A 16,176-nucleotide genomic window follows, 5' to 3' on the forward strand; every position below is an offset into this window, starting at 1 on the left:
CAAAGTTGCATGTTTTTTCAAAGCGGGGGGTAGAACTAAACGCTCTTTGCGGTTAACCTGAAACTTTAAACTTGAAACAAAATTTAGAACTTGAAACAAAAAGAAAACCCGACGAGATTATCGTCGGGTTTTGTATTTTAAACTAAGAAAGAAATTATCTTAAGCTTGCACCAAGTTCAGTTTCGAAAGTCTGCTGTAATTTAGACATGATTTTATCGATCTGAGCATCGGTTAATGTTTTAGTATTGTCTTGAATAGTAAAACTCAAAGCGTATGATTTTTTTCCTTCTGGCAATTTATTTCCTTGATAAACATCAAACAAATTGATGTCTTTTAAAAGTGCTTTTTCTGTCTGTTTCGCTAGATTGAAAATACTTTCGTAAGTCGTTTTTTCATCAATTAATAAAGCTAAATCACGACGAACTTCAGGATATTTAGGAATTTCAGTGTACTTAATTTTTCCTGTAATGATTTTTAAAACCAAATCCCAGTTGAAATCTGCGTAATAAACATCTTGTTTGATACCGAAATGCTTTAAAATAGGCTTTTTAACAACACCCATTTCAACTAAAATATCATTGTTATATGTAATCGCAGTTCCTTCAGAATAAATATCTGAGTGAACGGGTGCATTACCAATTTTTTCAATTCCTAAACGAGATAAAATTGCTTTCACATATCCTTTCAACAAGAAGAAATCTGTTGTTTTTTGCAGACTTGTCCAGCTTTCTTTATTTCTGTTTCCAGAAATCAATAAAGAAAGGTGCTTGTGCTCTTCGTATCCGTTTAAATATTTGTGATACGTTTTTCCAAATTCAAATAATTTTAGATCTGAATTTTTTCTATTGATATTATAAGAAACCGCTTCTAAACCAGAAAACAATAAAGACTGGCGAAGTGTTGCTAAATCACTACTCAACGGATTCAACATAGAAACATTATGTTCTTCTTTTAATGAAGTCGATAATTTCGCGTAAGCTGCAGTTGTCAATGAATTGGCCATCATTTCGTGGAATCCTTGAGAATTCAACTGAGAAGCAATTACATTTTGTACTTTATAATCTTCTGTTCTTGGTGAATTTGAAACGGTAGCATTAAATTTCTTAGAGAAGTTAATGTTATTATAACCGTAAACTCTCAAAATTTCTTCGATTACGTCAATTTCACGCTGAACGTCTACACGATAAGCAGGAATTGTTAAACCTAAACCAGTATCAGAAACGCTATTTACTTTAATATCTAAAGAAACTAAGATTTTTTTGATAGTATCTTTTGGAATTTCTTGTCCGATAATTTTAGATACATGGCTGAAATTCAATAAAACAGAAAAATCTTCTACTTTTTTAGGATAAACTTCTACAACATCAGAAGTGATTTTTCCTCCAGCTACTTCTTGAATTAAAAGAGCTGCACGTTTTAAAGCATATTCTGTAATCGTTGGATCAATTCCTCTTTCAAATCTAAAAGAAGCATCTGTGCTTAATTGGTGTCTTTTTGCTGTTTTACGAATGCTAACTGGATCAAAATAAGCACTTTCTAAGAAAATAGAAGTAGTTCCATCAGAAACTCCAGATTTTTTTCCTCCGAAAACTCCAGCAATACAAAGCGGACCTTTTTCGTCACAAATCATTAAGTCTTCTTTGTGAAGGGTTCTTTCAACGTCGTCAAGAGTAACAAATTTAGTTCCTTCTTCAACTGTTTTCACAATCACTTTTCCGTTGATTTTCGCAGCATCAAAAGCGTGCAAAGGCTGTCCTAATTCGTGTAAAACATAATTAGTAACGTCAACAATATTATTTTTTGGAGTTAATCCAATAGCTTTCAAACGATCTTGTAACCAGCTTGGAGATTCATGAACAGAAATTCCAGAAATCGTTACACCGCAATATCTTGGAGCTAAATGAGAATCTTCAACATTTACATCAATTTTAAGAGTACGCATGTCTACTCTAAAATTGCTTACAGAAGGTGTAATCAATTCTACGTTTACACCACGCTGTAACATTCCTGCTCTTAAATCGCGGGCAGTTCCAAAATGGCTCATCGCATCGGCACGGTTTGGCGTCAGTCCGATTTCAAAAACTTCATCATTTGCAATTTGGAAAACTTCAGAAGCAGGAGTTCCAGGAACTAAATCTTCAGCTAAAACCATAATTCCGTCATGGCCAGTTCCTAAACCTAATTCATCTTCAGCACAAATCATTCCGTGACTTTCCTGTCCGCGGATTTTTCCTTTTTTAATCGTAAATTCTGCACCATCTTTATCGTATAAAACGGTTCCGATTGTTGCAACTGGCACTTTTTGTCCCGCAGCTACGTTTGCTGCACCGCAAACAATCTGAATAGGAGCTTCTAAACCAACATCAACTGTAGTAACTCTCAATCTATCGGCATCAGGATGTTTTTCGCAAGTTAGAACGTGCCCAACAACAACTCCTGCTAAACCGCCTTTAATTGATTCGTATTTTTCGACAACTTCTACTTCTAAACCTAAATCTGTAAGCAATTCAGAAGTCTGCTCAGATGTCCAATCTGTTTTAATAAATTGTTTTAACCAGTTGTAAGATATTTTCATTGTAGTTATTTAATTCTTGAATAAGGTTACAAATATAAGGATTGCGCTTTGGAGTAGGAAAAAATTAAGTGGTTTTTTCTAGTTGTTTTTTATTGGATTGAAAACGCTTAGTTTTAAGTTTTTAATAATTTCTGTACCAGAATTTTAGCAAATAAATATTGTAAAAGGCTAAAAAAACGGAATGTGTAATTTTTGTGCTACAAGATGACTGAAAAGTGCTATTCTGTTTCTTTTTATGAAGTTAAATTTGGAGTAAATCAAAAAAAGAATATTATGAGCACCTCAGTAAAAAGACCTGAATTTAAGGCAAAGTATGATAATTATATTGGTGGAAAATTTGTTGCGCCAATTAGCGGAGAATACTTTGATGTTGTTTCTCCAATTGATGGAAAAGTATTTACAAAAGCAGCGCATTCTGGAAAGGCAGATTTAGAATTGGCTGTAGATACGGCTTACGAAGCTTTTAAAACTTGGGGAAAAACTTCTGTAACCGAAAGAAGCATTTTACTTAATAAGATTGCACAAAAAATTGAAGATAATCTAGAATACATTGCAGCGGTTGAAACAGTAGACAACGGAAAACCAATTCGCGAAACACTTGCCGCCGATATTCCGTTGGCAATTGATCATTTTAGATATTTTGCAGGTGTAATTCGTGCAGAAGAAAGCTCCATTTCAGAATTAGATTCGCAAACAGTTTCTATCGCTTTAAGCGAACCTCTTGGAGTTGTAGCACAGATTATTCCGTGGAATTTCCCGATTTTAATGGCAGTTTGGAAAATTGCTCCAGCACTTGCGGCAGGAAATACAATTGTTTTAAAACCGGCTGAAAGCACGCCAATTTCGATTTTGGTTTTAATGGAATTGATTGGCGATATTCTTCCTTCGGGAGTTTTAAATATTGTAAACGGTTTTGGTGCCGAATTAGGCCGTCCGTTAGTGACTAACAAAAAAGTATCAAAAGCGGCATTTACAGGTTCGACCACTACAGGACGTTTGGTAATGCAATATGCAACAGAAAATATTATTCCCGTTACTTTAGAGTTAGGCGGAAAATCTCCAAATATTTTCTTCCCTTCAGTAGCAGATCATGATGATGATTTCTTCGATAAAGCCGTAGAAGGTGCGGTATTATTTGCATTAAATCAAGGTGAAATCTGTACATGTCCTTCTAGATTATTAATTCATGAAGATATTTATGACAAGTTCATCAAAAAAGTAATTGAAAGAACTGAAGCGATTATTGCTGGAAATCCGTTGGATAAATCTACTATGATTGGTGCTCAGACTTCGATTGTTCAGAAAGAGAAAATCATGTCTTACATCAAATTAGGAAAAGAAGAAGGTGCGGAATTGTTGACAGGAGGTGATGAAAATAATTTGGGTGGCGAATTAGAAGGCGGTTATTACATTAAACCAACTTTATTTAAAGGGCACAACAAAATGAGAATCTTCCAAGAAGAGATTTTCGGGCCAGTTTTAGCCGTTACTACATTCAAAACTACAGAAGAAGCAATCGAAATCGCAAATGATACGATGTACGGATTAGGCGCAGGAGTCTGGACAAGAGATGCACACGAAATTTATCAGGTTCCAAGAGCAATTCAGTCCGGTCGTGTCTGGATTAATCAATACCATTCTTATCCTGCGGGAGCTCCGTTTGGAGGTTACAAACAATCTGGAATTGGCCGTGAAAACCACAAAATGATGTTGAGCCAATACCGTCAAACCAAAAACATGCTGATTTCTTACGACAAAAAGAAATTAGGATTCTTTTAAAGAATATAAACTTGAGAATAGAAAGTCAATAGATTTTCTATTCTCTTAAAACCATAGAATTATGCTTCCAAAAACAATGAAAGCTGCGGTCGTTCGAGAATTCGGATCTCTTTTAAAAATTGAAGAAGTCGAAGTAAAACGCCCAGGCAGAAATGAAATTCTTGTAAAAGTAATTGCAAGCGGAGTTTGTCACACCGATTTGCATGCTATAGAAGGCGATTGGCCAGTAAAACCTAAAATGCCTTTAATCCCCGGACACGAAGCCGTTGGTTATGTTGCTGCGGTTGGACAGGATGTTAAAAATGTAAAAGAAGGAGATGCTGTTGGTGTGCCTTGGCTCTATAGCGCCTGCGGAGGCTGTGATCATTGCATTACAGGCTGGGAAACCTTATGTGAAAGTCAGCAGAATGGCGGTTACAGCGTAGATGGTGGATTTGCCGAGTTTGTTATTGCAGATGCTAGATATGTTGGAATTTTGCCTTCTAATGTAAATTTCATTGAAATGGCTCCCATTTTATGCGCAGGAGTTACTGTTTACAAAGGATTAAAAGAAACAGAAGTGAAACCTGGCGAATGGGTCGCAATTTCTGGAATTGGAGGTTTAGGTCACGTTGCAGTACAATATGCAAAGGCTATGGGGATGAATGTTGCAGCAATTGATATTGGTGATGATAAATTGGAACTGGCAAAGAAATTAGGTGCGGATTTGGTTGTGAATGCTAAAAATCAAAATCCTGGAGAATTTTTAAAGAAAGAAGTTGGTGGAATGCATGGGGCATTGATTACTGCAGTTTCTCCGATAGCATTTAAGCAAGGACTCGAAACATTGAGAAGAAAAGGTACAATGGCATTAAACGGACTTCCTCCAGGCAATTTTGATTTGTCTATTTTTGATACCGTTTTAAATAGAATCACAATTCGAGGATCTATTGTCGGAACAAGAAAAGACATGAAAGAAGCAATCGAATTTGCTGCTGATGGAAAAGTCAAAGCTACAGTTACAACTTCAAAATTGGAAGATGTAAATACGGTTTTTGATAAAATGAAAAAAGGTCAGATCGAAGGTAGAATTGTGCTAGAAATAGCGCAATCTTAAATAGTTGGTTATGTTAAAGCAGTAAATCCTTAATTGAGTTTACTGCTTTTTTTAATATTGTAAGTTATGATTAAACGAATTGATGCCACAGAAAAAGCGATAGAATTAATTAAAATTCTAAAAGAAAAACATGGTGATTTAATGTTCTATCAAGCCGGCGGATGTTGCGAAGGCACACAGCCACAATGTTTTGAAAAAGGCGGTTATTATCAACGTACCGGAGATGTTTGCATCGGAGTTGTTGAAGACACCGAATTTTGGGTAGATAAAGATTTATTTGAATATTGGAAGCATGCGCATTTTACTTTAACGGTAATTGATGCCTTTGGAGTTGGTGGTTTTTCGTTAGAAACTCCTTTAAAGAAAACTTTCCAAATAGAATACCGCATTTTCACTCCAGAAGAAGAAAAAGATTTGGATCAAGTTACTAGGATTGAGTAGTTTTTTTAGTCTCAGTCCCAGTCTCAGTTTTCAGTTTGTAAAAAAACTTAGAAGCTCAGTATCTTAGCATCTTAGAACCTTTAATTAATATAAAGCAACTGATACTGTTTAGGTGTTATTCCCTCATGTTTTTTAAATAATCGAATGAAGTAATTTGCATCTTCAAAACCTGAAAGATAGCAAACTTCATTAATTTGAAGCGTTGGATTTCTCAATAGATTTTTGGCACATTTTATTTTTTCATTCAAGATATACTCAATCGGACTCATTCCGAGTTCGCGTTTAAAGAAACGATAGAAAGAAGTTGTGCTCATACAAGCTTTTTCGCTCAGCGTTTTTAAACTCATATTTTCTTTCAAATTCTGTTTGATATATTCTGTAACTTCTTTAATCGGATTGTTATTTTCAAAAGCTTTTCCTTCGTCCAAAGATTTTACTGTCTGGGTCTGAATAATTCTAATTAGCAATTCTTTTAAAGTCAAATCTGCAAAAATGTCTTTTGTAATCGAAGTACTCATGCATTCTTTTATCAGTTTATTGATCGTTGCAGCCATTTCTATATTATTGTAAAAAAAATAATTCTGATAGTTTAACTGCCAATACATGTTATTTCCTTCTTTCGGATATTGCTCATTTAAGAAATTTAAGATTTCAGCAATTTTATCCTGATCAATAGCTAAAGCCAAACATTGCGTAGGATTGTTTTTTGAAGCCTCGGGAAAATCAATTTTCATTTCTACATTAGAAGGAACAATCACAGTTTCGCCCGGAAGATATACAAATTCAGGATCATCAAAAAGATGCATGATTTTCTTTCCGCGCAACATGCTGGTCACAACCAAATCATTAAATTTTAACGGAACTCTTTGAGTCGATTCGTAGGTTTCAAATAGATTTAATTCACAATGATTTAAATTGTAAATAGTTCTGTTTTCTACAAGAGTTTTTAATGATTTCTCTTGCGATAACTGAAGCGGATTGACTAAAAATCGTTGATTGTTCATTAAATTTAATTTTTGGTGAAGACTTTAAATTTAATGAAAATAAGGATATGAAAAGTAGATTTAACGTTTAATTATATCAGCTCTTCCACATGTTTCTTAATGTTTTCAGAAATTTTCCTTGTCGGAAGATCATTTTCATCATTCCCAAACGGATCTTCAATTTCTTCGGCAATAAGTTCTAAACTTGCCAATACATAAAATATAAAAACTACAACGGGAGCCACGAAATATCCTAAACTTACAGAATATCCAAATGGCAATGTCATGGTATAAAAAAAGATAAATTTTTTAATGAAAGCACTGTAAGAGTAAGGGATAGGTGTATTTTTAATTCGTTCGCAAGCACCACAAATATCCGTAAAAGCAACTAATTCAGCATTTAAAGTAATCAATTGATCGCCTGTTATTTTTTTTGCTTCATACAAATCATTGATTTTATGATACATAATTTTTTTCAATTGATTTGGCTTATGCTTATGCTGATCAATTTCTAGTTCAACATCTTCAAAAAGCATTTTGCCAGTATCTTCATCCTTTAAATGCTGATTAAGGATGTCTGCATACATTGGAATGTATTTTCTAAAAAACTTCTTATCATTTTCGTCTTTTAAAATCACCGAAAGTTTAATAGCCAGATTACGGCTATTATTTACAAGTCCGCCCCAAAGTTTGCGGCCTTCCCACCATCTGTCGTATGCAGTATTGGTTCTAAAAACAAGTAAAAGCGAGATTACAAAACCAAGCATTCCGTGCATAATTGGAATGTTGTGAATGTAATCGTTTTTTGTAACCTTAAAATATTCGACCTCCAGATAGCCAATTAAAGCAGCATAAACTCCAATTGCAATCATAATTGCGAATAGTTTTCTAACAGTATCCGACTTATGAAAATGAAAAATAAAAGTAAACCACTCTTTGGTGTCGTATGAAATCATTTAAGTATATTTTGAAGCAAATTTACTTAAAAATTGATATTTCCAGCTAATTCTTTTAATGCAATTTCAGACAATTTTGCTTCGTATTGTGCATTGCTGTAACGTACTTTTGCGTTGACATAATTCAGCTGAGCAGTTCTAAAATCAAGTGTTGTTATAGTTCCGATTTTAAATTTGTCAAGCGTAATTTCTAAATTCTGTCTTGCAATAGCTTCGTTATCTTCTTCTAAATCAATTAATTCTAAATTGGTCAAATAGGTTTGAAAAGCGGTGCTTAACTGTGTGTTTAAAGTCGTATTTTGCTGTTCGATGGCAAGTTGTGAATTTTCAATCTGTAATTTCGCAACCTTCTCATTACGATGCTGGTTGAAACCATCAAAAATATTCATCGAAGCATTAAAACCGTAATTGAGACCTCTATTTGATGTTTCACTTGTAAATCCTAAACTAGACTGGCTTTCAGAAAAATTATATCCTGTAGTTAATCTTAAAGTTGGGTAACGATCTGCCTTTACTTGTTTAAGCTCTAATTCGGCAATACGTTTGTTGATAATCTGAGCTTCTAATCCAGGGTTTTGTTTTTGAGCCAATTCCATTAAATTAGCTAAAACCAATTTATTGTCTACTGTAACTTTATCCGTAACTTTAAAATCAATTTTTGGATCTCTAGCCAAGTGCTGGTTCAATAAAATTTTACCATTTGCATAGGCTTCCTTTTGTCTCAGCATAGCCACTTGATCAGAATTTAAATCGACTTGCGCATTTAAAACCTCCAATTTGGAAGCTTTACCAATGCTGAAACGATTTTTAGCCAAAGTCAATCTCTGATTAGAAATTACGAGAGTAGTGTCTAGTGCAGATATTTGCTGCTGCATTTGCACCAAATCATAATAAGCTGAATTTACCTGTGCAATTTTAACTAGAATGGTTCTTTTAAGCTCAGCATCGCCAAGTTTCTGAAGCTCTTTCAGCTGATCTAATTTGGCAAACATTTTCATTCCGTCAAAAACAGTCCATCCAATGCTCACTCCATAAGTCCAACTGTTGTTTTTGGCATTGTCTAATGACGTTGAAGTGCCATCTTGCCGAACTTGAGTAGAGTTTGTAATATTATTATTGTCGGTAACATTTGCAGTTGCAGTCGGTAGCATTCCTGCATTACCAATTGTTGCATTTGTTTCGTTTATTTTGGAATTATTTTTAGCAATTTTAATTTCAAAATTATTCTCCAAAGCTATAGTCATAGCCTGCTCAATAGTAAGAACTTCCTGCGCCTTTGACTGAAAAATGCAAAGGAACAGGATAATTGCTGTACAGTATATTTTTTTGATATTCATATTCGTTTTCTTTAACCAAAAATCTGGTTTTTGGTTTCTATTTAATGCTGTCTCTTTCGTATTCGTCAATGTGGTCAAACTCAGGATAATGTTTTCTGGCTTTAGACCACATCAAATAAATCGCAGGAATTACAAAAAGCGTTAAAGCCAATGAGAAAATAGTTCCACCCACAATTACAACTCCCATACCAATTCTACTCGTAGACGCAGCTCCAAGTGACATTGCAATTGGAAGCGCTCCTAATGCAATAGCTAAACTCGTCATTAAAATTGGACGCAAACGTGCTTCTGAAGCTTCTAAAATAGCTTCTAGTTTCGGCTTTCCTTGTTCTCGTAACTGATTAGCAAATTCTACAATCAAAATACCGTTTTTGGTTACCAGACCAATTAACATTACCGTACCAATCTGGCTAAAAATATTCCACGTCTGATTGAATAACCACAATGAGAATAAAGCTCCCGCAACCGCCATCGGAACCGTTAAAATGATAATAAACGGGTCAATAAAACTTTCAAATTGCGCTGCTAGAATTAAGAAAATTAACAATAAAGCCAACCCGAAAGCGAAAGAAGTATTAGAGCTGCTTTCTACAAAATCTCGTGATTCTCCACTTAAATCGGTTGTGAAACTTTCATCCAAAACTTTAGCTTTAATTTTATCCATTTCCTGGATACCATCGCTGATACTTTTTCCTGGAGCTAAACCAGCAGAAACCGTTGCTGACATATAACGGTTGTTGTGAAACAATTGGGGTGGATTACTTTGCTCGTAAACTTGCACAACATTATCCATTTGAATTAATTCTCCGTTTCTGTTTTTTACAAACATAGAAGTCAAATCCAGAGGTTTAGATCTGTCTTTTTGGTCAAATTGTCCAATTACTTGATATTGTTTTCCGTTTCTAATGAAATATCCAAAACGTTGTCCGCTCAAAGAAAGCTGTAAAGTTTGAGCAATATCAATAATTGAAATTCCTAAACTTTCTGCTTTTTCACGATCAATTGTAACGTTGATTTCAGGTTTGTTGAATTTTAAATTGACATCTGTTGTAGAAAACACATCACTTTTGTTAACCTCATTCATAAAAAGAGGAATTTTTTCTCTCAATTTATCAAAATTAGGAGCCTGAATAATGTACTGAATTGGTAGACCTCCTCGTCTGTTAACAGCAATTGTAGGCTGTTGAATTACAGCAGTTTTAGCATCAGGATATTTTTTGGTCCATTTTGTTAATTTATCGGCAATATCTTTTTGAGACACCGTTCTTTCGTCAGGTTCTTTTAATGAAAGCCTGATAAATCCTGTGTTTGTTGCTGAAGCTCCAAAACCTGGCGCTGTTATAACTAAACTTACTTTTTTCTCAGGAATCGAATCATCAACTAATTTTGAAATTTCCTGCATAAATCGGTCTGTGTATTCGTATGATGATCCTTCAGGAGTTGTCATACGCATGGTTACAGAACTTCTGTCATCGTAAGGCGCTGTTTCTTTTGGAAGTATTGTAAAGAAAAGATAAATCAATCCGAAACAAGCAATAAGAATAGGGAAGCTGATCCATTTTCTTTCCATAAATTTTGAAAGTAATTCAGCGTAACTGCTGTTCATTTTTTCAAAAAATGGTTCTGTTTTAATATAGAATTTTGATTTTTTCTGTTCTCCGCCTTTCATTAAATAAGCATTCAACATTGGCGTTAAAGTCAGAGAAACGAAAGCAGAAATTAATACCGCGGCACCAATTACAACTCCAAATTCCCTAAATAATCGTCCAACGAAACCTTCAAGGAAAATTACTGGTAAAAATACCGCTGCCAAGGTTACCGAAATCGAAATTACGGCATAGAAAATTTCATTAGATCCTTTAATAGCGGCTTCAATTGGCGACATTCCTTCTTCTACTTTTTTGAAGATATTTTCGGTTACAACAATACCGTCATCTACTACAAGTCCCGTTGCCAGTACAATTGCCAATAAAGTTAATACGTTGATTGAGAAACCGAACAGCCACATAATAAAGAACGTAGCAATTAAGGAAACTGGAATATCAATTAAAGGTCTGAAAGCAATCGCCCAGTCTCTAAAGAAAAGATAAATAATAATGATTACCAGAATAACCGAAATCCCTAAGGTTTCCGCAACTTCTAATACCGATTTCTTTACGAAAATGGTGTTATCAAGCGCAATATTTAATTTGATATCTTTTGGAAGATCTTTTTTTAGAGCTTCATATTTTTTATAAAACTCTTTAGAAATATCTAAGTAGTTTGCTCCAGGCATCGGTACGATCGCTAAACCGATCATTGGCAGACCAGATTGACTTAACTTTGTTTCGATGTTTTCTGGTCCTAATTCAGCGCCCCCAATATCGCTTAAACGAACAATTTTATCTCCGTCTGTTCGAATAATAATATTGTTAAATTCTTCTGCTTTAGAAAGATTCCCAAGAGTTTTTACCGTAAGTTCGGTATTATTACCAGTTAATTTTCCTGATGGAAGCTCAACATTCTGTGCATTTAACGCAGTACGGACATCAGATACTGTACAGCCGTAAGCAGTCAGTTTTACAGGGTCAATCCATAAACGCATTGCGTAACGTTTTTGTCCCCAAATTTGAACACCACTCACTCCTGGAATAGTTTCTAAACGCTGAGAAATAACATTTTCTGCGTAATCACTTAATTCTAAAGAATTTCTAGAGTCACTTTGAACAGTCATCGAAATAATGGCATCACTATCAGCATCTGCTTTTGATACAACTGGTGGTGCATCAATATCTTGCGGAAGATTTCTGATGGCTTGCGAAACTTTATCACGAACGTCATTTGCCGCTTCTTCAAGATCTTTATCCAGATTAAACTCTATCGTGATGTTACTGCTTCCTTGGTTACTAGACGATGTAATATTTCTAATTCCGTCAATTGCATTTACTGCTTTTTCAAGAGGTTCGGTGATTTGCGATTCAATAATGTCGGCATTTGCACCCGTATAATTGGTACGAATAGAAACCTGCGCAGGGTCAATAGAAGGAAATTCCCTAACACCCAAAAAAGTATAACCAATAAAACCGAATAGAATAATTAATAGATTCAGTACTATAGTTAAAACAGGTCTTTTTATACTTGTAGTTGATAAACTCATTTGTAATTTTAGATTTTAGATTTCAGATTTCTGATTCATTGCTAAATCGCATCATCTTTAATCTATTATTCAAGTCTTGCGACTTTTGACTTTAAGACTTTTGGCTTTAGGACTATTTAACTTTAACTTTAATTGGAGCTTCGTCTTTTAAAGACATCACGCCACTTGTAATTAAAGTATCTCCAGGTTTTAATCCAGCTAAAATTAAAATTGAAGAATCTGTTCTAGTTGTTGCATCAACCATTACTTCTTTCGCTTGACCATTATTGGCAACATATACTTTTTTACCGTCTTGAATTGGCACAATAGCTTGAGAAGGAACTACTATAGCATCTTTAATAATATTTAAAGGCAATTTGATGTCAGCGAAAGTTCCAGGGAAAAGTTTTCCGTCATTATTATCTGCAAGAGCACGAATTTGAAGTGTACGCGTAGCAACAGCGACTTCTGGTTCGATTGCATAAATTTTCGCATTATAAGTTTTGTCTGAACCAGAAACTTTAAAATCGATTACAGATCCAGATCGTACTTCCGAAGCGTATTTTTCTGGAATAGAGAAAGTAATTTTTAATTTGCTAGTATTAACCAATTTTGCAACTAAAACAGTTGGTGTAATATAAGTTCCAGGTGAGATAGAACGCAAACCGATTTTTCCTGAAAAAGGCGCTCTAACAGAAGTTTTAGAGATTTGTGCTCTTATCAATTGACTTTGAGCCTGTGCAGAAGCAAGATCAGCTTTTGCAACATCTGCTTCTTCTTGACTGATGGCTTCTTTTTGTAATAGTAATTTTGCTCTTCTTTCGTTTTCTGCAGCCAAACCTTCTCTGGTTACAGCTTGTCTTAATTGTGCTTTTAGTTCAATATCATTAACTTTAAGAAGAATTTGACCTTTAGTTACATTGCTTCCTTCATTAAAAAATATTCCTTCCACAATTCCAGAAACCTCACTATGAATTTCAACTTGCTCATTTGCTTCAATAGATCCTGATAATGCTAAATTATTGTCAAAAGTGGCAGTTTTTATTACGATTCCATTAACAGTTGTTGGAGATTTTTTATCATTAAACTTTTTAGAGTCTTCGTTTTTGCCCTTGTTTGATATAATTCTGTAGGTCACAAAGCCACCAATTGTAATAATTAAAAGGGTGTAAATGAGGTGTTTTACTTTCATAAAATTGAGGTGAATATAGGTATGTAGTTTTCTGTTTTTAGTAAGCTCACAAATTTAACTTTTTGTTGCGAAATCGAAAGCTGTTAGCGTTTATTTAACATTTGTATGACAATGGTTTGCATTTAGACTAAAACCGTGCAAAAAGGTTTAATTGAAGATTAAATTTTTTAAAAGAAAATAAATAGAGTTAATTTAAAAAGTGTATCCTGAGACTTTTATAAACGCGCGTTGTTTCTAGTATAAGAGAATTTTTTTTCAATTTGTCTGATTTTTTTTGCACTTTATCGATTTTATTTGTAACATTGGTATGTTAAACAAAATTATGAGATTTTAACTGAAAGCTATAAGAATTGTTTGGTTTTAATGTTAAAATATGTAAATAGAAGTTATTTTTTTTGAGTTTCTACTAAAGTGAGTGAGAAATAGTATTAACAAATGTTTATTCTTTTTGTATCTAAATAATATTAAAAAATGATTTATGAAGAAAAAAATACTTCTAACTTTATGGTTCACATTTTTACTTGTTGCAATTGGTTATTTATTTTGGCAGAATGAATTTAAATACAGTCTTCCAACTCCAATTCCAAAGAATTACCACGCGATTGCAATGGGATCCAAGATTGAACTTGGTCCGTGCTGCGCATTTGACAACAAACCTATTTTTGTTCATTTTTTTAATCCCGAATGTCCTTGTTCTCGATTCAACGTGCCTCATGTTAGCGGTTTGATTAAAAAATATGGAGACCAGATTAATTTTAAAATTGTCGTTTTAAACAAACAGAAAAATTTTACTATTGATGAAATTCAGCAAAAGTTTGATGCCAAAATCCCTGTTTATTTTGACGAAGCAATTGCTAAAAAATGTGGTGTTTTCTCAACTCCTCAGGCAGTTCTGTTAGATCAGTCGCATAATTTGTATTACAGAGGCAATTACAATAAAACCAGATATTGCACAGATGCCGAAAGCAATTATGCTCAAATGGCGATTGATTCTCTTCTTAGTCAAAAAGAAAACCCTGCTTACAACGCTTTAGCCCTTAAAGCCTACGGATGTTCATTACCAAAATGTACTAAATAACTATTTCCAAAAACCTAAATCTAAAAACCTATGAAAGCAAAAGCTAGCTTAAACGAACAAGATTATCTGCACAATTTTATGTCTACAATGACACAAAAATCAGATACTATTATTAATTATGTACTTGCAGTATATTTTCTGCTTGGTATCGGTCTTTCTTTTAAATATGATACTTTCGAAATTGGTGTTGGTGTCGGGACATTGAATCTTTTGGCTTATTATTCGGCTAAATTTTTCATGAAAAACTCTAAATTTTACCAATACGTTTTATCAGTTGTTCTGGCTATTTTCATGGCGCAGTACATTTATCAAATGCATGGAATGTTTGAAATGCATTTTACGGTATTCATTGCCAGTACGATTTTGATTATTTATCAGAATTGGAAGCTTCAAATTCCGCTAACTTTATTGGTTGTGCTTCATCACGCTGGTTTGGCTTATCTTCAAAATTTCATTTACAATGATGCCAACGGACTTCAGGTTTATTTCTCGCAGGTAAATTTTGATTTGGAAACGCTAATTATCCATACCGTTTTGGCTGCAGTAGTATTTTTAATGAATGGCTATTGGGCGTACTATTTTAAAGAACATAGCGAAAACCACATTTCAAAAATTTCAGACGAATATGAATTAGAAAACATGAAATTGGCTTCGGCAAAATACAGTTCAATGTCGGCTACAAAAGATTACAATGATTTCATTCATAGAACAACTTTAGATTTAAAATTGCCAGTAAATTCGGTTTTAAAACTTATTGATGTTTCAAAAGGGCATACAGATAACGATAAATTGCTTACTTATCTTGAAATGATGAGAGAAAGCGCTAAGAAAATTGACGATTTAGTTAATGATATTCATGTAAAATCGACAAATAGCAGAAATTAAATTTTGTTTTCCGAGTAATCGGAGCCAACTTCCAAAAAATATTAATTTTTTTAAATTAATTTAAATGTAAAATTTATGGATGCGAAATTGCACCGTCCAACACCTTCTGACAGAGAAGTAGACTGGAATAAGAATAAAATATTGCTTAGTAAAACTGATAAAAAAGGAACCATTTTATATGCGAACGAAGACTTTATAGATGTTTCTGGTTATGATGAATTTGAGCTTGTCGGTCAGCCTCATAATTTAGTTCGACATCCAGACATGCCAAAAGTGATTTTTAAATTCTTATGGGACAGTATAAAATCCAGCGAAAACATTCATGTTATCATAAAAAACATGGCAAAAACGGGTCGTTATTACTGGGTTGTAACCGATTTTAAAATCGTTGCAGATACAGATGGTGAGATTGTAGGTTTCTTTTGCACCCGAAAATCGGTTCCAAACGAAATTATCGTCAAGTTTATTGAGCCTTTGTACAAGAAGCTTCTGCAAATTGAAGAAACTAGCGGCATGCACGCTTCTGAAGAATATCTAGTAGGTTTTCTAGAAGAAAGAAAAAAAACGTACATGGAATATATCGATTATATGATTGCAACTGGAAAAGACGATAAAAACAAAGTAAGCAAAGGCTTGTTTAGCGGACTTTTTGAAAAGAAAAATGAGCCTAAAAAATAATAACTAACAATATACTTCATTGTGTCTAATACAACATTCAACTTAAATTTGATCCCCCATC

12 protein-coding genes are annotated in these 16,176 nt (G+C 33.9%); 6 read left to right on the top strand and 6 right to left on the bottom strand.

The window, feature by feature from the left end:
• Positions 1-154: 154 nt before the first annotated feature.
• Positions 155-2,575, bottom strand: coding sequence for a phenylalanine--tRNA ligase subunit beta (gene pheT / locus QLQ96_RS16370; protein WP_482491806.1), 2,421 nt, complete (start codon positions 2,573-2,575; stop codon positions 155-157).
• Between the two features lie 273 nt (positions 2,576-2,848).
• Here pheT and QLQ96_RS16375 point away from each other — a divergent pair, with 273 nt between their 5' ends.
• The 3 genes from QLQ96_RS16375 to QLQ96_RS16385 all read left to right on the top strand — a co-directional run bounded on the left by QLQ96_RS16375 (position 2,849) and on the right by QLQ96_RS16385 (position 5,891).
• Entirely contained in the window at positions 2,849-4,354 is a 1,506-nt protein-coding gene (locus tag QLQ96_RS16375; protein ID WP_482491807.1) for an aldehyde dehydrogenase family protein, read from the top strand.
• 61 nt (positions 4,355-4,415) lie between these two features.
• On the top strand, positions 4,416-5,450 hold the full coding sequence (gene adhP / locus QLQ96_RS16380; RefSeq protein ID WP_482491808.1) for an alcohol dehydrogenase AdhP: 1,035 nt from the start codon (positions 4,416-4,418) through the stop codon (positions 5,448-5,450).
• A 66-nt stretch (positions 5,451-5,516) separates the two neighbouring features.
• On the top strand, positions 5,517-5,891 hold the full coding sequence (locus QLQ96_RS16385) for a DUF779 domain-containing protein (protein WP_482491810.1): 375 nt from the start codon (positions 5,517-5,519) through the stop codon (positions 5,889-5,891).
• 80 nt (positions 5,892-5,971) lie between these two features.
• On the opposite strand, the gene QLQ96_RS16390 is transcribed toward QLQ96_RS16385, so the two are convergent.
• From QLQ96_RS16390 to QLQ96_RS16410, 5 genes are all read right to left on the bottom strand, one after another.
• Positions 5,972-6,895 (bottom strand): AraC family transcriptional regulator, encoded by a 924-nt coding sequence (locus QLQ96_RS16390; protein WP_482491812.1) that lies wholly within the window; start codon positions 6,893-6,895, stop codon positions 5,972-5,974.
• A 71-nt stretch (positions 6,896-6,966) separates the two neighbouring features.
• Positions 6,967-7,830, bottom strand: a complete 864-nt coding sequence (locus QLQ96_RS16395) for a bestrophin family protein (protein ID WP_482491813.1) — start codon at positions 7,828-7,830, stop codon at positions 6,967-6,969.
• A gap of 26 nt (positions 7,831-7,856) precedes the next feature.
• Positions 7,857-9,167: a TolC family protein gene (locus QLQ96_RS16400; RefSeq protein ID WP_482491815.1), complete on the bottom strand. Its 1,311-nt coding sequence runs from the start codon at positions 9,165-9,167 to the stop codon at positions 7,857-7,859.
• A gap of 37 nt (positions 9,168-9,204) precedes the next feature.
• Positions 9,205-12,303, bottom strand: a complete 3,099-nt coding sequence (locus tag QLQ96_RS16405) for an efflux RND transporter permease subunit (RefSeq protein WP_482491817.1) — start codon at positions 12,301-12,303, stop codon at positions 9,205-9,207.
• Positions 12,304-12,415: 112 nt separating this feature from the next.
• A complete protein-coding gene (locus QLQ96_RS16410) occupies positions 12,416-13,474 on the bottom strand; it encodes an efflux RND transporter periplasmic adaptor subunit (RefSeq protein WP_482491818.1) in 1,059 nt (352 codons plus the stop codon).
• A gap of 478 nt (positions 13,475-13,952) precedes the next feature.
• Here QLQ96_RS16410 and QLQ96_RS16415 point away from each other — a divergent pair, with 478 nt between their 5' ends.
• The 3 genes from QLQ96_RS16415 (at position 13,953) to QLQ96_RS16425 (ending at position 16,115) form a co-directional block, all read left to right on the top strand.
• Positions 13,953-14,552, top strand: coding sequence for a DUF6436 domain-containing protein (locus QLQ96_RS16415; RefSeq protein ID WP_482491819.1), 600 nt, complete (start codon positions 13,953-13,955; stop codon positions 14,550-14,552).
• A 30-nt stretch (positions 14,553-14,582) separates the two neighbouring features.
• Positions 14,583-15,437: a hypothetical protein gene (locus QLQ96_RS16420; RefSeq protein ID WP_482491821.1), complete on the top strand. Its 855-nt coding sequence runs from the start codon at positions 14,583-14,585 to the stop codon at positions 15,435-15,437.
• A 75-nt stretch (positions 15,438-15,512) separates the two neighbouring features.
• Positions 15,513-16,115: a PAS domain-containing protein gene (locus QLQ96_RS16425; RefSeq protein WP_482491822.1), complete on the top strand. Its 603-nt coding sequence runs from the start codon at positions 15,513-15,515 to the stop codon at positions 16,113-16,115.
• Positions 16,116-16,176 lie beyond the last annotated feature (61 nt).

The sequence above is a fragment of the Flavobacterium sp. B167r genome, from assembly GCF_056824315.1.